The organism is Mesorhizobium sp. ISC15 (assembly GCF_037162615.1).
GTDB classification, from domain to species: Bacteria; Pseudomonadota; Alphaproteobacteria; order Rhizobiales; family Rhizobiaceae; genus Mesorhizobium; species Mesorhizobium mediterraneum.
This window is the reverse complement of sequence record NZ_JAVSPX010000001.1, coordinates 6,292,883-6,309,277: the sequence shown is the minus strand read 5'-3', so window position 1 is coordinate 6,309,277 and position 16,395 is coordinate 6,292,883. Positions and strand designations below refer to the sequence as shown.

The 16,395-nt window shown below is 60.3% G+C and carries 14 protein-coding genes and 1 tRNA gene; 12 read left to right on the top strand and 3 right to left on the bottom strand.

Translation table 11 applies throughout. From position 1 onward, the window contains the following. Nucleotides 1–458: 458 nt before the first annotated feature. From RPG13_RS30420 to RPG13_RS30405, 4 genes are all read left to right on the top strand, one after another. Nucleotides 459–722 carry a hypothetical protein gene (locus tag RPG13_RS30420; RefSeq protein WP_337126719.1) on the top strand — a complete coding sequence of 88 codons (264 nt, stop codon included), beginning with the start codon at nt 459–461 and terminating at the stop codon, nt 720–722. Nucleotides 723–724: 2 nt separating this feature from the next. Continuing rightward, a complete protein-coding gene (locus RPG13_RS30415) occupies nt 725–1,069 on the top strand; it encodes a hypothetical protein (RefSeq protein WP_337126718.1) in 345 nt (114 codons plus the stop codon). Nucleotides 1,070–1,358: 289 nt separating this feature from the next. Then, nucleotides 1,359–2,537 carry a 5-demethoxyubiquinol-8 5-hydroxylase UbiM gene (gene ubiM, locus RPG13_RS30410; protein WP_095488531.1) on the top strand — a complete coding sequence of 393 codons (1,179 nt, stop codon included), beginning with the start codon at nt 1,359–1,361 and terminating at the stop codon, nt 2,535–2,537. A gap of 257 nt (nt 2,538–2,794) precedes the next feature. Beyond that, nucleotides 2,795–4,618: a putative bifunctional diguanylate cyclase/phosphodiesterase gene (locus RPG13_RS30405; protein ID WP_337126717.1), complete on the top strand. Its 1,824-nt coding sequence runs from the start codon at nt 2,795–2,797 to the stop codon at nt 4,616–4,618. Between the two features lie 1,887 nt (nt 4,619–6,505). On the opposite strand, the gene RPG13_RS30400 is transcribed toward RPG13_RS30405, so the two are convergent. Next, nucleotides 6,506–7,828 carry a tyrosine-type recombinase/integrase gene (locus tag RPG13_RS30400; protein ID WP_337126716.1) on the bottom strand — a complete coding sequence of 441 codons (1,323 nt, stop codon included), beginning with the start codon at nt 7,826–7,828 and terminating at the stop codon, nt 6,506–6,508. Between the two features lie 114 nt (nt 7,829–7,942). Beyond that, nucleotides 7,943–8,032 (bottom strand) — tRNA-Ser (locus RPG13_RS30395). Between the two features lie 362 nt (nt 8,033–8,394). Here RPG13_RS30395 and RPG13_RS30390 point away from each other — a divergent pair. From RPG13_RS30390 to RPG13_RS30370, 5 genes are all read left to right on the top strand, one after another. Continuing rightward, nucleotides 8,395–9,111: a hypothetical protein gene (locus tag RPG13_RS30390; RefSeq protein WP_127294638.1), complete on the top strand. Its 717-nt coding sequence runs from the start codon at nt 8,395–8,397 to the stop codon at nt 9,109–9,111. A gap of 108 nt (nt 9,112–9,219) precedes the next feature. Beyond that, nucleotides 9,220–9,543: a hypothetical protein gene (locus tag RPG13_RS30385; RefSeq protein ID WP_127294640.1), complete on the top strand. Its 324-nt coding sequence runs from the start codon at nt 9,220–9,222 to the stop codon at nt 9,541–9,543. A 75-nt stretch (nt 9,544–9,618) separates the two neighbouring features. After that, entirely contained in the window at nt 9,619–10,284 is a 666-nt protein-coding gene (msrA, locus tag RPG13_RS30380) for a peptide-methionine (S)-S-oxide reductase MsrA (RefSeq protein WP_127294642.1), read from the top strand. Nucleotides 10,285–10,493: 209 nt separating this feature from the next. Beyond that, nucleotides 10,494–11,483: a BMP family lipoprotein gene (locus RPG13_RS30375; RefSeq protein ID WP_095488526.1), complete on the top strand. Its 990-nt coding sequence runs from the start codon at nt 10,494–10,496 to the stop codon at nt 11,481–11,483. Nucleotides 11,484–11,593: 110 nt separating this feature from the next. After that, nucleotides 11,594–11,959 (top strand): VOC family protein, encoded by a 366-nt coding sequence (locus RPG13_RS30370; RefSeq protein ID WP_095488525.1) that lies wholly within the window; start codon nt 11,594–11,596, stop codon nt 11,957–11,959. A gap of 93 nt (nt 11,960–12,052) precedes the next feature. On the opposite strand, the gene RPG13_RS30365 is transcribed toward RPG13_RS30370, so the two are convergent. Continuing rightward, entirely contained in the window at nt 12,053–12,262 is a 210-nt protein-coding gene (locus tag RPG13_RS30365; protein WP_095488524.1) for a SlyX family protein, read from the bottom strand. A 320-nt stretch (nt 12,263–12,582) separates the two neighbouring features. Between RPG13_RS30365 and RPG13_RS30360 the strand changes: the two genes are divergently transcribed. The 3 genes from RPG13_RS30360 to RPG13_RS30350 are packed head-to-tail and all read left to right on the top strand — an operon-like array spanning nt 12,583 to nt 16,224. Beyond that, on the top strand, nt 12,583–14,115 hold the full coding sequence (locus tag RPG13_RS30360; RefSeq protein ID WP_126105069.1) for an ABC transporter ATP-binding protein: 1,533 nt from the start codon (nt 12,583–12,585) through the stop codon (nt 14,113–14,115). Next, entirely contained in the window at nt 14,112–15,251 is a 1,140-nt protein-coding gene (locus RPG13_RS30355) for an ABC transporter permease (protein ID WP_337126715.1), read from the top strand. Before RPG13_RS30360 ends, RPG13_RS30355 begins: the two co-directional genes overlap by 4 nt. Before the next feature lies 1 nt (nt 15,252). Beyond that, complete coding sequence (locus RPG13_RS30350; RefSeq protein WP_127204613.1) at nt 15,253–16,224, top strand: ABC transporter permease; 972 nt, start codon at nt 15,253–15,255, stop codon at nt 16,222–16,224. Nucleotides 16,225–16,395: the final 171 nt, after the last annotated feature.

Genomic DNA, 16,395 nt, shown 5'->3' with positions numbered 1-16,395 from the left:
TCGCGATCGATCACCCGACCGAGAACCGACAGTGCCGGTTGGTCATGTCTGGCTGATCCAGATCAGGGTCATACTCATCGGTGTGGTCTATAGACCAGTCTTCGAGGGAGAACTGCATGACTCACGGAAAGTTTGGTCGTCATTATCAGCACCTTCACGGTGCCGGGTTTTTCTGTCGTGTGGTCGGCTATGCCTTGTGCTTACGGCGCAGCCATTTACCTGACCAGGGTCGTGTGTATCTCGCTTGCTGGCTGGCCATCAGCGTGGCTGCGCGGAAACGGGGGCCGATCAACAGCTTTCGCCTTTGATGGGTTGTGTGCGTCGTTCCCGATCCATCCGGATTCCCGGCCCGCGCCTTGAGGCTATGCGACGGCACCGGAACTCAGCGTACGTCACGCGGTTCCGGGCGCGTGGTATCCGCTCGTCACGACGATCAACGAACAAACGGCTGGAGTGCCATGAAAACCGTTCACATCATCGACTGCCACTACGCGAAAGACTACTACCACGACAAGCACGAGGGACCGATCCTGCAGCAGTTGTTAAAGGCTTTCAACATCCACTCGGACTATCGCATTACTTTGGACCGAAAGCATTTTCGTGAGGCTGTAGTCCAAGCGAACAAGGCGAAGTGCGACGTGCTTCACATCGCTGGCACGGCAATGGAGACGGGATCGCTTCGTCCAGTGGGCGAGGTAGCCTACTTTGGGCTGACTTCGTAGAAATGTTCCAGGGCTCGGATCCAGCGCCGAAGATCCTCGTGATGTCAACGTGCTGCGGAGCATCATCGGGGTTGGGACGTGCGTTTTCGAGATCGACCAACCGTCCGAAGTTGATCATTGGTTCGAGTGACGCGCGCTATTTCGACGACTATGTCGCCGCGTGGGCTTTGCTCTATCGGCGACTGAATTGCAAGGACATCGACATCGAAGCCATGCAGCAGGTTCTTGCGAAGATATGCGCGGTCGTGCATAAAAGTTTCCGCTACCTTGGCTGGGATGACGAGAGAGAGCGCTACGTTCGATACCCTAGCAAGAGAACCCGCTTCGACGTCGTGGAGCGTGAGTAGCTATGCGCACGGGTTCCAAGTGGAATGTGGCCATCGATGCGGCGCGGCCGTGGCTGACCAGCGTCGCGAGTGTCTCGCTTGCTGGCGGCGATCTGCGCGGCTGCGCGGCGAAAGGGCGGGTTCGGTTAGCCGCATCCACCTCTGAGCGGGTTGCGTGCTTCGTTGCCGATCCATGCGAATCCCGCGGCCCAGCGCCTTTAGGCAATGCGGCGGGCACGGAGCTCAGCGGATGTCACTCGGCTCAGTTCCACCGTTACACGAGGATAGCCGACGGGATGGCGGCACGCTGATGGGCTCTGACGAGAATTTTGACATCGTTGTCGTTGGAGCCGGGCCGGTCGGCCTTTCGTTCGCTGCGTCGCTTGCCCAAAGCGAACTCAAGGTGGCAGTTGTTGAACAGAACACATTCTATAGTCTGGCGAATCCGGCTTTCGATGGTCGCGAAATCGCGCTGACCAACGCTTCGATCAGAACCCTTCGCGAGCTCGGCGCCTGGGATGTCATCCCGGCTTCGGACAAATCAGCACTTCAAGGCGCGCGCGTGCTCAACGGCTCGAGCGCATTCGCTCTTCGTTTCGATCCTCCCAGCAACTCTGGAGAACCGCTGGGGGTTTTGGTTCCAAATTGCCGGATCCGCGAGGCGCTGTTCAAAATCGTCCGCTTGCAGGATCGCGCCCGGCTGTTGTGCGGCCACTCGGTCGTCGATGCAACAAACAGCCAAGAAGGAGCAGTCGTAACGCTCTCTAATGGCGCGCGTTTAACTGCTCGGCTTGTTGTTGCCGCGGATTCGCGTTTGTCCGCCACGCGTGATCTGCTGGGCATCGGCGCCGATATCAACCGGCTTGGCCACTCGATGCTGATTTGCCGAGTGAGGCACGAGCGCGCCCACCACCAGATCGCCATCGAATGGTTCGATCACCATCAGACGATAGCGATATTGCCCCTCGCGGAAGGCGTGTCGTCGCTGCTGCTCACATTGCGCTCAAACGAGGCCTATAGACTGCTTGCCTTCGATGACGATTTGTTCCTGTCGGAGTTGACGAAACGGTGTCGAGGGCGCCTTGGAAAAATGACCTTGGCAAGCAAGCGCCATACCTATCCGCTGGTCACGACGTGGGCGCACAAATTCCGGGCCCCGAGCGCCGCACTCATCGGCGACGCTGCCATCGGCATGCACCCGGTGACCGCTCACGGATTCAACATCGGTCTCAGCAGCCAGAAGCAGCTCGCCCGTGGAATCATGACTGCGTGCCGCGACGGCCGCAATGTTGGCGACCCCGACATGCTGCACATATACGAAAGGCGGCTGCGCCTGTCGGCGGCGCCGCTCTACCATGCAACGAACATACTGGTTGGACTCTACTCCAGAGACCACCTGGCGGCACGGCTTGCAAGGCATCTGGGGCTTCGCTTTGCCCAACATGTTCCCCTTGTCCGGCATGGGATTTCGGCGGAGCTCCAGCGGTGATACTGCACCAGCAGTTGCATTTTTGCGCGATGTGCTGGGCGAGCGATGGGAGAGAGTGCATCATGCGCCGGAGTAATCCTGCTCCCGACGCTGATCTCCGATTGAAGAATTAACCCGTCCTTCAGGGGGGCTGCGTAGGCTGCGGACAAGCAGGAGTAAGCAAGCTGACCCGTCCAGCCCTGGAAAAAGAAGATCCGCTGGAGGCGAGAATCCTTCAGGACCAGCTCGCTGATCTGAGGGCAGGCCTTTTCGTCTCAATGCCGATAAGCATTGTGCTGTCCGGGCTGATTTTGACCGTGCAGGCCCTTTCCGGGAACGGTCTTGCTGGCGCGGCCTGGTTTTCGGTCGTTAATGCGATAAATGCCGCCCGCCTTGCACTCGCCCGTCATCAGCTGAAGGAACCCGGAGTCCAGGATGATCTGACACGGGTTTGGCTGCGGCTTCGCTGGTTTGGCAGGCTTGCTCTTCTGGCGGGATTCACCTGGTCATTCCTTGCCGTCCTAACGGCTGGGTACACGACGTCTCAAGCATCGCTGCATCTAATAATTCTGGCGGGCATTTCAGCTGGCGCGGTCACGTACGGCAGCTCATATGCTGCGGCAGCGATATACTTCATCACACCGCCACTCCTCATTGCCGCCGCATGCTTGCTGACGAAGGGAACCCTGGAAAACTACATTCTGGCTTTTGCCGTCCTGCTTTTCGAGGGCGGCCTGGTTCGAGCCTCGTTCGTTGGACAAGCGCGCTTCCGTGACGCGAGCCGCCTGAGACATCAAGCCGAGCGGCTTGCCGCGGAAATGGAGCGCAATTCCAGGGAGGACCATCTTACCGCGCTCCTCAACAGGCGCGGCCTCGAACATGCAATCGATCAGTTTGAGAACACTGATGGGCCCTTTGTCGCCATGCTGATTGATCTGGATGGGTTCAAATCTGTCAACGATACCTACGGTCACAGAACGGGTGACGAACTGCTTGTCAGGATCGCCCGCCGAATAGAGGAAGAAGCACCGGAGGGCTCAACGCTCGCCCGCATCGGTGGGGATGAATTCGTGCTGGTTTTTTCTTCGCGAAAGAATTCTCCTTCTCCCACCAATCTCGCGTCCAATCTCATAGCCAAGCTTGCTCGCCCCTATCCTGGGATCGCATCGGTCCGCATTGGAGCGTCTATAGGAATCTACTTGGCTGAAAACCCCGGACTAACGGAAATGTTGTTGCGGGCCGACATCGCCCTTTACACAGCTAAGCGCCGCGGCAGGAATGAATTTTGTCTGTTCGATGCCGAGCTAGCCCGGGAACTGCAACGCCGCCAGTCAATCGAACGCGATCTTCATTCGGCGATAACGATGAGAAGCTTGGTCCCTTGGTTCCAGCCAATCGTAAGACTCGAAACTGAAGCCGTCGTCGGTTTTGAAGCCTTGCTAAGGTGGTCTCACCCGCTTCACGGTCCCATTTCTCCGCCCGAGATCATGACAGCGGCACGCGAAACTGGAATGCTTCAGCTGCTAACTCAAACGGTATTCGCCGACTGTTGCGCTCTTATCGAGGGCTTGGTCAAAGCTGACTGTCGAGATGTTCGTGTGGCGATGAATGTTTCACCGCGCGAATTGGAAGCTGGCGATATTGACGAGATGATTCTTAATGGTCTGGCGGCAAAAGACCTCCCTGCAACGATGTTCGACATCGAGATTACCGAAGAAGCCCCAGTGGATCCGGACAGAGTGGATGAAAAGCTTGGCCGGCTTTCACATGCTGGCATTTCTATCGCGCTCGATGACTTCGGCACCGGTTTTTCGACGTTGGCATCGCTCAAGGACAGTCGGATCAGGAAGGTGAAAATAGACCAGGGCTTCATTCGCGGCTTAGCCAAGTCCCGGGAGGATCGGCTGCTTGTCAAAGCGGTGATTGATCTTGGTAGGACGCTCGGGATCGAGGTCATGGCCGAGGGCGTTGAAACAGAGGCAGATCGGCAAACTCTGTACAAGCTTGGCTGCAGAACTGCGCAGGGCTTCCTGTTCTCTAAGGCAGTGCCTCTCCATCTGGCACTTGATTCGGTAGTAAAAGAGCACGCGAAGGAGTTGTGACCGGCCTCTCCGTCCGTGCTGCTCGCGGAACTTTCATGTGGGGTGGACCTGGCGCGCGAAAGCCGTTTCGGACGGTAGAGTTATTGCGGGGGCGGAACTGAGCACGTGGTTTGGATGCAGCAATCCGGTCCACCGGCGCACATGCAGCGGCTTGATACAAGCGTTCAAGTTGCGAGATGAGCTTGAGTGAACGACGTCGGAGAATTGCGTCCCTTGGACGCTCGTTTCGCGGTTCCCGTAGGATTCGAATACAGGCAAGCGTTCTTGGCCGCTTCTCGGCTCAGCGCTCATCCGGATGAACAACGTACCCGCGGTCAAGGTCTTCGCGACCTCAACGCAGTCACCATCCCGCAACTTCACGTCCAGAACAGCAGCGGCCGGGGCTGTCCTTGATCAAGCGCTCAGCCTCAGCACAGGTGCTGGAGCAACGGTATAGCCGGCTTCGCAAAGAGCGCACTCTTGATCGAGTGGGATCAAAGCTTCGTCCGTCGACAACGAGAACCAGAGGCTTCTCAAACCCTGCCACGAGATCAATTGGCGCAGCGGTCACGACCGTCTCACGCCTGACGAATTGAAGAGCGCGGAAAACGTGTATCGGAATGCGCTGGCTCACCATAGCAAGCTGCCACGGCATGTCGAATGTCCGCAAGCGGTCGGACCGTTCCCTTGCATTTGTGTCGATGACGGGCTCTCAAAGCTAAAGCCAGGGGAGCTCTATAAAATCGCACCCCATCGGGCTGCGCAACCACGACCAGCTGAGGCCCGATCGGGTGCTAAGGTCGTGCCAAAAAGACGCGTCACTGTCGCATTTCTAACTGGCTTGCGGTGTCGCGCCTCTAAATCGCTTTGACACACAGCGACCGGCTAAGGCTGGATGTGCGGTCGAACATATGGACGCCAGCGTAGCCATATCGCGTTTTCATCCCTTGACCGTACCCATCTATCCGCTCCTCGCAATTAGAGATTGCCTGTCGGCTACTCATATTGAGCGATGTTTGTCGCCTCGATTGCCTCGCCAATGCCGATCATGCAGCCTGCCGGATGAACGGACGAACATCCTCGAGTCGAATAAATGGACCAGACCGACGAGAGTTCAGAGTGGGGCGACAAGCGACGCGCTAGAGTTCTTCGGACGTCATCTCTTGGCGATCATGCCCCTTCTCTCAAGTGCGCTTAGCGGCGCCGATGGCGAATAGCGCAAGCTTTTCCATCCGTTTCTACTCCACTACCGAGACTCGTCACCAACCTCCTTTTATTCGCTTCCATATGGCCCATCCTGTTTCCAATCGAGGAGGAACGCGAACATGAGCCAAGCCGTAGAACGTCTCAGTCTCGGGAATTCTTCTGCTCGCCAAACTGCCGTTGTCGCCGGCACCAGGTTTGGCACCGTGACAGTGCACGACAAGATATCAGGCGTTACTGTCTGGGCTGAACTTTTGAATTCGAGCCGGAGGGACGGGTGTTTCAAAATTTTTGTCGGTTTTAGGCAGAGCGGAATTGTCCCTCCGATGGCCTGCGCACCGGTCAAGCTTCGTGAGCACTTCAGGTTCGTCGATCAGGCATAGGTTTCTGTCACGATGCCACGTGCTGGCCGTTTGCCTAGTTCGGAAGCTTTCGAGAGGCGTTGCGCGCCTTGCTATGGCGTCGCCCCTTTTTCCGATCCATCGGCCACGGAGCTCGAATGCTGTCTAGCTGTTGCGGCCTACTTGGTCATCCGTCATGGAGATGCCTATACACCGACCTTCGAAAGGCTGGAATACGAGGTCGAACAAATGCGGCGGAAGCTCGGAAATCGCGAGCGAGCGCAGCGCGTGCTGGCCACGCTCAACCTAAATGGCTCGGACAGCTGGAGCCGTGAGGTTGGTTCTCACGGCCTGGATGGCGCAATCACATTCGCCCGGGCGGGGTAAAAGCGATTTTTTGGAGCCACTCGCGCTTTTGCGCTAACGAAGGTCCCGCGCCGTATTTCGGCCGGATCCATTTGTGGCCCATCAGAGAGGCAATTACCTTCTCCGGCGCCTCAACTGCCGTCAGCCGGTCCTCGAAAGTGTGTCGCAGGCTATAAAGACTATGCTCGGAAGTCGGCAGAAGTTCCTTGCTGGCGAGCACCTTGTTGACGAGCGCTGAAAGTGAGGCGGCCTTGTCGCGATAACGAGGAAAGCCGTCCGGATGGAGCTTGATGGCTGCAAGTGCGCCGCCAACCAAGGGAATGTCACGGGCTGAATGACCGGTCTTCAAGCGACGGCCATTGGGGCGCACCCGCACATGCGGGATTTCTTGATCGAGGTGGATTGTTTCGGTGGTGAGGTTTGCCGCTTCAGAAAGCCTGAGTCCGGTATCGGCAATTACATAGATTAGATGGCGGGCTTCGTCATTGAGTCCGTCGAGCGCGCCTTCAGCGAGTATCTTCTCCTGAATGAACTCCGCTGGGAACGCAGCGCGTTGCCCGGGGACGGCGCCGGAAAGACGGAGGTTGCGAAAAACCGGCTCCAGCTTGAGCTGGTGAGTCAGATCGACGACGCGCAGCATTTTCGAAACATGGCCGATGTCCTTGTTGGCCGTACCGATATCAAGTCCGTCCTCAACGATCCGCTTTTGCCACCACTCGCGGAACGCGACTGCGTCGTCCCGAGTGAGGCTTGCGATCTCCTTGTCGCCAATGACTCCAACCAGATTGGCAACTGCGCGCTTTTTGGGATTACGCCATTTCTTGATTTGGTTGGGCGACATAGTCAGCAAGTTCTGTTGCTCGATCGTCTCGAATTCCTTGATAAGACCGCTCAGGCGGACCGCTGGCCGCTTCTCCCCACCCATCACCGCCGAGACGTCCTGCGCGTCCTCGATCGATTTTTTGTCGAGAAGCAGGTTGATGCGGGCCATGAGTTCGTCGAGCGGCCCCGCTGCTAGTTCCTCGTTAGTGCGATAGGCCAATCCAAATGACCGCGCGCGCTTCCTCGCGGCTTCGAAACGCAGCCCCGCCTCGGCGGATTGGCCTTCCCGCAGTCTACGCCAATACGCCTCCAGCCCTGCGCCGAGGCTTTGCACTGCATCTCGCGCCCGTACACCGCGGGGATCGTCAGCCACGGCGACCCCCGTGGAAATGCGTACCAGGCAGCGGCGATCAAACGCCGCGAATTCCTTCGGCACCCTGCGAACGAGATACCAGATGCCTTCACGTTTATGGGGCCTTGGCGCTGCGGAACGTCGCATTATCTTTCACTAATGTTACACAGTTTGTTACACAGTCTGAGATAGGTTTCGCTTCGCACTGGTCAAGCGCAACAAGGAAGTTTTTGAAAAGAAAGGATTTTTATGGAAGCTGGATGGCGGAGAGAGCGGGATTCGAACCCGCGTTACGGTTTCCCGTAAACACACTTTCCAGGCGTGCGCCTTCAACCACTCGGCCACCTCTCCGTCTTGGCATTTCGCGTCGGCCGGTTTCGCCACGCGGGTTGGGGAGATGCGTCTCCCTTGGGGGATTCCGGTCCGGAACTCGGTACCGTGGGCGCCGTCAACCAACGGACACCCTTTCCCCGCACCTGAGCCGTCAAAGCAACAGGCGCGGGGCTCATCTAGTCGATCCGGCATCGAATGCCAAGCCATAACGGCACTCTATTCGCTTTGCCGGGTACAGATGGTTTTGTCGTGCTACCGACGCAATGCTCCCGATGCGGCGACTGTCGAACGACGTGCACGGGAAATGCCGAAAAAAACCTGCCGCGCTTGACTTCGCTGTTGGCCGCCTATCGAGTGTCCGTCAGCTTTGCGGGGGCGGCATGACATCGAGCAACGAGCAGCCGGCCAGCGGACGGCCGGCCGGGCGACCGGACAGCGGGCTGTCCTACATCCCGCCTGCCTGGCTCGCCTTGGTCATGGCCTGGTCTGTTTACGGCATGATCTCGGGATGGCCGCTGACCAGCGATTACGGCCTGCCGGATAGCGTTTACTATCTGATCTATGGCAGCCTTGCTGCCAGCATCGTCACCGTCCTGTGGGGGCTCTTTGTCCTGGGTCTCGCCCTCAACCGCTCGGCGCGGTTTCCTCGGCATTTCACGCTTTGGCAGGTCGCCACCATCCTGTGGCTGCTGGCGAGGCAGTCCTACATCCTCGTCACGCCCGACTTCGTTTTCTCGGCCAGAGGGCTGGCCGTCACCGGCGCTGAAATCGCCGTCGGCCTGCTCTGCATCTACCGTCTGCGCCGCGGCTCGGGCGCCGATGCGATCTATACCAACCCGGAAAACGAACGCCCACCGGTGCTGGTCTCGGTGATCGCCGCCCTGCTCGGGGTCATTCTCGGCGCCGGGCTCGGCGCCTGCGCCGGGTTTTTTGCCGGCTTGATGGTCGCGAATGTCACCGACATGAGCTGCTTCGAGGGTGCCTGCGCCTATTTTGCACTGTTCGTCGGGTTGGCCGGGCTAGTTGTCGGCGCGGTGGCGGGCGGTGTCTTCGCTGTCTGGCGCGTCAATCGGCGAAAGCTGAAACCGGCGGCGTAGCTTCAAATTCGCGTGTCGCGATTGCGAACAAAGCGCGCGCACACTATCTCTCTGTTCGAAACAGACGTTGCAGTCTGTCTGCTAAAGTCCTGGGGAGGAAAGGTCTGCATGTTTCGCTTTCTTTTCCGTCTCGCGGCAATGGTTGCGCTTTCGGTTTCCGTCATCATGGCGGTGCTCGACACGACACGCTCGGTGGCGGCGTCGGCCTTGGTCATGACCCCGCTCAACACGAGCTGGCTCGCCGTCTCGCCGGATACGCGAAGCGCCTTCGAAAGCTTCGTCCGCGACAAGCTTGGTTCGCTGCTGTGGGACGGCGCCATCGCCTGGGTGCTCAACCAGCCCGGCTTCGCCGTGTTCGCGGTGCTTGCCTTCATTCTCTACATTATCGGCTACAGGCGGGAGCGGCCGACAGGGCGGTTCGCCCGGACTTGATGAGTTGTTGTTGACGGCCTTCCGGCGTCCCCAAACGAAGAGAAATCCCAAATCAAAGAGAAAGGGAGACCGCGCATGTTTTTTCTCAGCGACATGCTGAACAAGAAGCTCAATCTGCCGAAGCCTGCCGAGGCGCTGCCGGGTCGTGCCAAGCCTATCCCGACGGCATCCAAGCACTTTGTCTCGAAGCGGCCGCTCAAGGGGCCTTATCCCGGGGGGCTGGAGACAGCGATGTTCGGACTGGGCTGCTTCTGGGGCGCCGAGCGTATGTTCTGGCAGGTCGAGGGCGTATGGGTCACGGCTGTCGGTTATGCGGGTGGCGTCACCCCCAACCCGACCTACCAGGAAACCTGCACCGGCCTGACCGGCCACGCCGAAGTCGTGCTCGTCGTCTACGACCCGAAGATCGTGTCCTATGCACAGCTTCTGAAGCTGTTCTGGGAAAGCCATGACCCGACGCAGGGCATGCGCCAGGGCAACGATGTCGGCACCACCTACCGCTCGGCGATCTACACGTTCGGCGATGCGCAATACCAGGCGGCGATCGCCTCGCGCGACGCCTATGAAGCCTCGTTGCGCGGTGCCGGCCGCGGCAAGATCACCACCGAGATCGCGCCGGCGCCAGAATTCTACTTCGCCGAGGAAGACCACCAGCAATATCTGGCGAAGAATCCCTACGGCTATTGCAATCTGCAGGGCACCGGCGTTGCCTGCGCCATCCCGGCTGCCGTCTCCGCCTGAGGCCGTTGTCGAGGCGATGATCCGTGGCGCCGGGATGCGGCGCCACGCTTTTCCAAAAGGTCAAAATTCCGCGTGAATTTTGTTTCGGGCCGTGCCAGATTGGCCCGAAGCGGGAGGAAGACACTCCTGTCTGATGTCGCATGCCTGCCGGAGAACCGGGCGGGCAGGCGGTGCGTAACGGAAAAAATAACCGACAGGGTGTGGATCACATGAAACGTATCGTTCTCGGCCTCCTGGCCGCAACTGCGATGGTTCTTCCGGCCTTCGCCGCGGACATTCAGCCCGCGCTTCTCTACGATCTCGGCGGCAAATTCGACAAGTCGTTCAACGAAGCGTCCTTCAATGGCGCCGAAAAGTTCAAGGCCGAAACCGGTATCGCTTATGTGGAATTCGAGGTCAGCAACGCGACCCAGCGCGAGCAGGCGCTGCGCCGTTTCGCCGAGGATGGCCGCAATCCGATCGCCATGGCGGGCTTCTCCTGGGCGGATGCGCTGGAGAAGATCGCCGTCGAGTTTCCCGACACCAAATTCGCCATCATCGACATGGTCGTCGACAAGCCCAATGTCCGCTCCGTCGTCTACAAGGAGCAGGAAGGCTCCTACCTCGTCGGCGTGATGGCGGCGATGGCCTCGAAGTCGAAGAAGGTCGGCTTCATCGGCGGCATGGACATTCCGCTGATCCGCAGATTCGGCTGCGGCTATGTCGGCGGCGCCAAGGCAGCCGGCGCGACCGATGTCATCCAGAACATGACCGGCGATACGCCGGCAGCCTGGAACGATCCGGCCAAGGGCGGCGAGATCGCCAAGACGCAGATCGACCAGGGCGCCGACGTGATCTATGCGGCGGCAGGCGGAACCGGTGTTGGCGTGCTGCAGGCAGCGGCGGATGCCGGAAAGCTCGGCATCGGCGTCGATTCCAACCAGAACGGACTGCAGCCCGGCAAGGTGCTGACCTCCATGGTCAAGCGCGTCGACGTTGCCGTCTACAACACCTTCATGGACGCCAAGAACGACAAGTTCACCGGCGGCATCAACGACCTCGGCCTCAAGGAAGGCGGTGTCGACTACGCCATGGACGACAACAACAAGGCGCTTGTCGATGACGCGATGAAGGCGGCGGTCGAAAAGGCCAAGGCCGACATCATCGCCGGCACCGTCAAGGTGCACGACTACATGTCGGACAACGCCTGCCCTTATTGATCGACCGACATCGCGGATCTGATCAAAGCCGCCGGGGTGAAAACCCGGCGGTTTTGCGTTATGGATGGCGGACCGCAAAAATAATATCCGGCAAGAGGAGGTAACGGCCGATGGCAACGGTGACGGGAATAGGCGGCTTCTTCTTTCGCGCCAGCGACCCGCAAGCGCTGACCGCCTGGTACGAGAAGCATCTGGGCATTGTCGACATCGCCAAGACCGTCTGGAAACAGGAGGCTGGCCCGACCGTCTTCGCACCGTTCCGTCGAGAGAGCGACTATTTCGGTCGCATGGATCAGCAGTGGATGATCAATTTCCGCGTCGATGACATCGATGCGACCGTGGCCGATCTCAAGGCGGCGGGCATCGCCGTCGAAACTCGCGCCGAATGGGATTCAGAGGCCGGCCGCTTCTGCCGCATTCATGATCCCGAAGGCAATCCGATCGAACTTTGGCAGCCGTCGAAAGCCGCTGCCTGACCTGAGAACCGCGTGGGCCGGCTGCACGTATTCGCGGCCGTCCGGCTATGCGGTCGCTTTCACCGGCCACGCTCGTTGCTCTTCCTCAGTCGCTCACCAATGCGGCGGCTTGGTCACCGGCACGTCCGGTGCGGCCTGTTCCTCCAACGCCAGGAAGCGGTCGGTGAGCGCATCGAGCTTGCGCTGCATGCGCTCGATCACCTTCCACTGCTCGGCGATCTGGCCGGACAGTTCCTCGATGGTCTTCTCCTGCTCGGCGGCGCGTATTTCCAGCGTTGTCAGCCGGTCGGCGGGCATGGTCATTTGAAAAACCTCGGGTTCTTGCTGCGCAACTCCCAAGAGATGCGAATTTTCTGGGTCTGCCACATTAGAGCGACGGGCGTCCAATTGGACGCACAAACTACGCTCTGACACTTACAATCTTCGCATCGTGCTTTCCGAAAATCGAATCCGGTTTTCCGGCCGATGCGACAGCGAATGTGAAGGCTGCGGCCACGTTCGAAATTGACAAGCGCGCGGGGATTTGTCGAGAGTGAACGCTGCTCCGGCCAATTGGCACAGACGGGGCGTCATGCTAGGCGTTTTGACCAAGCGATAAAAAAAATAAGAGTGGGACAGGCTGCATGGCGCAAGCCGCAATCGAGCTGATCGGCATCAACAAGAGTTTTGGCGCCGTGCGCGCCAACCGCGACATCAATCTGGAGATCGTGCGCGGCACCATCCACGGCATTGTCGGCGAGAACGGCGCCGGCAAGTCGACACTGATGTCGATCCTCTATGGCTTCTACCAGGCCGACAGCGGTGAGATCCGCGTCGGCGGCCAGCCGGCGTCGATCAAGTCGCCAAACGACGCCATCGCGCTCGGCATCGGCATGGTGCATCAGCACTTCATGCTGGTCGACAATTTCACGGTGCTGGAAAACGTCATTCTCGGCGCCGAAAGCGATGCGCTGCTGAAGAAGAGCATCGCCAAGGCGCGGTCCGAACTGGAACGGCTCGAGCGCGAATACGGGCTGGAAGTCGATCCCGATGCGATCATCGAAGAGTTGCCGGTCGGCCTGCAGCAGCGTGTCGAAATCCTCAAGGCGCTGTATCGCGGCGCCGAGATCCTGATCCTCGACGAGCCGACGGGCGTGCTGACGCCCGCAGAAGCCGACCATCTGTTCCGCATCCTCAAGCAGTTGAAGGAGCAGGGCAAGACGATCCTGCTGATCACCCATAAGCTGCGCGAAATCATGGCGATCACCGACACGGTCTCGGTCATGCGCCAGGGCACGATGGTGGCGACCAGGGAGACCAAGAAGACGACAGTCGAGGAGCTGGCCGAGCTGATGGTCGGGCGCCGTGTGCTGCTCAGGGTCGAGAAGGGCGAGGCGGAAGCCGGCGGCGTCAAGCTCGCGGTCAAGAACCTGACGGTGAAGGATTCCCGCGGCGTCACCATGGTCGACGACATCTCCTTCGATGTGCGCGCCGGCGAGATCGTCGGCATCGCCGGCGTCGCCGGCAACGGGCAATCCGAAATGCTCGAGGCGATTTCCGGCATCAGGCGCGCCGTCTCGGGCTCCGTCATGCTCGACGGCAAGCCGATCGATCTCACCGGGGCCGCCGATCCCGGCGAGCTGCGCGACCGCGGTCTCGCCCATGTGCCGGAGGACCGCCATCACGTCGGGCTGGTGCTGGCCTTCGAGGAGAACGAGAATTCGATCCTCGGCTATCACGACGATCCGCGCTATCTCCGGGGGCCGTTCCTCAATATCGATGCCATCCGCGACGACGCCAGGGACAAGATCACCAAATACGACATCCGCCCGGCGGACTGCCGCCTCAAGACCGCCAATTTCTCCGGCGGCAACCAGCAGAAGATCGTGTTGGCGCGGGAAATGGAACAAGACCCAGGCGTGCTCATCGTCGGCCAGCCGACGCGCGGCGTCGATGTCGGCGCCATCGAATTCATCCACAAGCGCCTCATCGCCATGCGCGACCAGGGCAAGGCGGTGCTGGTGGTCTCGGTCGAGCTCGACGAGATCCGCTCGCTGTCCGACCGCATCCTGGTGATGTTTGCCGGCCGCATCGTCGGCGAGCGCGGCCCGGATGCGAGCGAAGGCGAGCTCGGCCTGCTGATGGCTGGCGTCGAGCGCCAGGAGGCGGCGGAATGAGCACTCCCTACGCCAAGCTGCCGGCCTGGGCCGATTACGGGCTGATTCCGGTGATCAATCTCGCCGTTGCCTTCGTCGTCGCCGGCTTCGTCGTGCTTCTGGTTGGCGAAAATCCGTTCCGCGCGGCCGCCGTCCTGGTCGAGGGCGCGTTCGGCCGTGGGCAAGGCATCGCGTTCACGCTTTTCTACGCCACCACCTTCATCTTCAGCGGGCTTTCGGTGGCGGTTGCGGCGCATTGCGGCCTGTTCAACATCGGTGGCGAGGGCCAGGGCTATATAGCCGGTCTCGGCATCGGCATCGTCTGCCTGGCCTTCGACAGCGTGCTGCCCTGGTGGCTCACCTTCCCGCTGGCGATCATCGCCGCCGCGGCAATGGGGGCGCTGTGGGCGCTGATCCCGGCCTATCTGCAGGCCAAGCGCGGCTCGCACATCGTCATCACCACCATCATGTTCAACTTCATCGCCGCCAGCGTCATGGTCTATGCACTGGTCGGATTCTTGAAGCCGGCCAATTCGATGGCGCCGCAGACACGCACCTTCCTCGACGGCGCGCAACTGCCGAAGCTCAACTGGGTCATCGAGCTGTTCGGCGCCAAGATACGCTCGGCGCCGTTCAACATCAGCTTCCTGCTGGCGCTGGCCATGGCCTTTCTGGTCTGGGTGCTGATCTGGCGCACCAAGCTCGGTTACGAGATGCGCACCTACGGCCACAGCCCGAAAGCGGCGCGCTATGCCGGCATTTCGGAGACCCGCATCATCATCGTCGCCATGATGATCTCGGGCGCGCTGGCCGGCATGATGGCGCTTAATCCGACGATGGGCGACCAGCACAATGTCGCGCTCGAATTCGTTTCGGGCGCCGGTTTCGTCGGCATCGCGGTGGCGCTGATGGGGCGCCTGCACCCGGTCGGCATCGTGCTCGCCGCAATACTATTCGGCATGCTCTACCAGGGTGGCGCAGAGCTCGCCTTCGAGATGCCGGCGATCAGCCGCGATATGATCGTCATCATCCAGGGCCTGGTCATCCTGTTCGCCGGCGCGCTCGAGCACATGTTCCGGCCCTATGTCCAGGCGCTGTTCGCCTCGCTCAGCCCGAGATCCGTCGGCATGGAAGCGATCAAGGAGAAGGGTGCCTGAGATGGATTTTTTCAACGCCATCGTCCAGGTTCTGGACTCGACCATCCGCCTGTCGGTGCCCTTGCTGCTCGCTTGCCTCGCCGGCCTCTATTCGGAGCGGGCCGGCATTTTCGATATCGGGCTCGAGGGCAAGATGCTGGTCGGCGCCTTCGCCGGTGCCGCCGCAGCCTCCGTCTTCCATTCCGCCTATCTCGGCCTTGGCATGGCCATCCTGATCTCAGTCGCCTTCGCGCTGATCCACGGCTTTGCCTCGATCACCCATCGCGGCAACCAGATCGTCTCCGGCGTGGCGATCAATTTCATCGCCGCGGGATCGACGATCATGCTTGGCCAGGCCTGGTTCCAGCAAGGTGGCCGTACGCCGGCTTTGGCCTCGGACGAGCGGTTCGGAGCGATCATCTGGCCTGGCGCGGACGCGCTCAGGGGCGTGCCGATCCTCGGTCCGATATATTCGGAACTAATCTCCGGCCATTCCGTGCTGGTCTATATCGCGTTCCTCGCCGTGCCGTTCACCTGGTGGGTGCTGTTCCGCACCCGTTTCGGCTTGCGGATGCGCGCGGTCGGCGAGAATCCGGCCGCGGTCGACACGGCCGGCATCTCGGTCGCCTGGCTGCGCTACCGGGCGCTGATCTGCACCGGGGTGCTCACCGGCATTGCCGGCGCCTACCTGTCGATGGTGCAGAACGGCGGCTTCGTAAAGGACATGACCGCCGGCAAGGGTTATATCGCGCTGGCCGCGCTGATCTTCGCCAAGTGGAAGCCGGTCAACGCCATGTTCGCCTGCCTGTTGTTCGGCTTCCTCGACGCGCTGTCGATCCGCCTGCAGGGCACGCCGCTGCCAGTGATCGGCAAGGTGCCGGTGCAACTCATGCAGGCGCTGCCCTATATCCTCACCGTCATCCTTCTCGCCGGCTTCATCGGCAAGGCGATCCCGCCGCGCGCCGGCGGCGTGCCCTATGTCAAGGAACGCTGAGCATGGCCCCAAAAAGTGGAAGCCGGTTTTCGGACCGGCCATGCGAAAAGGAAAATATGAGCATGGCCCCGAAAAGTGGAAGCCGGTTTTCGGACCGGGCCATGCGAAAAGGAAAATATGAGCATGGCCGCGAAAAAGTGGAAGCCGGTTTTCGGACAGATCATTCTAGGG

Coding starts and splice junctions, on each gene's coding strand:
- RPG13_RS30360 (WP_126105069.1), top strand. CDS start 12,583: ATGGCGCAAGCCGCAATCGAGCTGATCGGCATCAACAAGAGTTTTGGC.
- RPG13_RS30355 (WP_337126715.1), top strand. CDS start 14,112: ATGAGCACTCCCTACGCCAAGCTGCCGGCCTGGGCCGATTACGGGCTG.
- ubiM (WP_095488531.1), top strand. CDS start 1,359: ATGGGCTCTGACGAGAATTTTGACATCGTTGTCGTTGGAGCCGGGCCG.
- RPG13_RS30400 (WP_337126716.1), bottom strand. CDS start 7,828: ATGCGACGTTCCGCAGCGCCAAGGCCCCATAAACGTGAAGGCATCTGG.
- RPG13_RS30385 (WP_127294640.1), top strand. CDS start 9,220: ATGTTTCGCTTTCTTTTCCGTCTCGCGGCAATGGTTGCGCTTTCGGTT.
- RPG13_RS30375 (WP_095488526.1), top strand. CDS start 10,494: ATGAAACGTATCGTTCTCGGCCTCCTGGCCGCAACTGCGATGGTTCTT.
- RPG13_RS30350 (WP_127204613.1), top strand. CDS start 15,253: ATGGATTTTTTCAACGCCATCGTCCAGGTTCTGGACTCGACCATCCGC.
- RPG13_RS30370 (WP_095488525.1), top strand. CDS start 11,594: ATGGCAACGGTGACGGGAATAGGCGGCTTCTTCTTTCGCGCCAGCGAC.
- RPG13_RS30405 (WP_337126717.1), top strand. CDS start 2,795: ATGCCGATAAGCATTGTGCTGTCCGGGCTGATTTTGACCGTGCAGGCC.
- RPG13_RS30420 (WP_337126719.1), top strand. CDS start 459: ATGAAAACCGTTCACATCATCGACTGCCACTACGCGAAAGACTACTAC.
- msrA (WP_127294642.1), top strand. CDS start 9,619: ATGTTTTTTCTCAGCGACATGCTGAACAAGAAGCTCAATCTGCCGAAG.
- RPG13_RS30365 (WP_095488524.1), bottom strand. CDS start 12,262: ATGACCATGCCCGCCGACCGGCTGACAACGCTGGAAATACGCGCCGCC.
- RPG13_RS30415 (WP_337126718.1), top strand. CDS start 725: ATGTTCCAGGGCTCGGATCCAGCGCCGAAGATCCTCGTGATGTCAACG.
- RPG13_RS30390 (WP_127294638.1), top strand. CDS start 8,395: ATGACATCGAGCAACGAGCAGCCGGCCAGCGGACGGCCGGCCGGGCGA.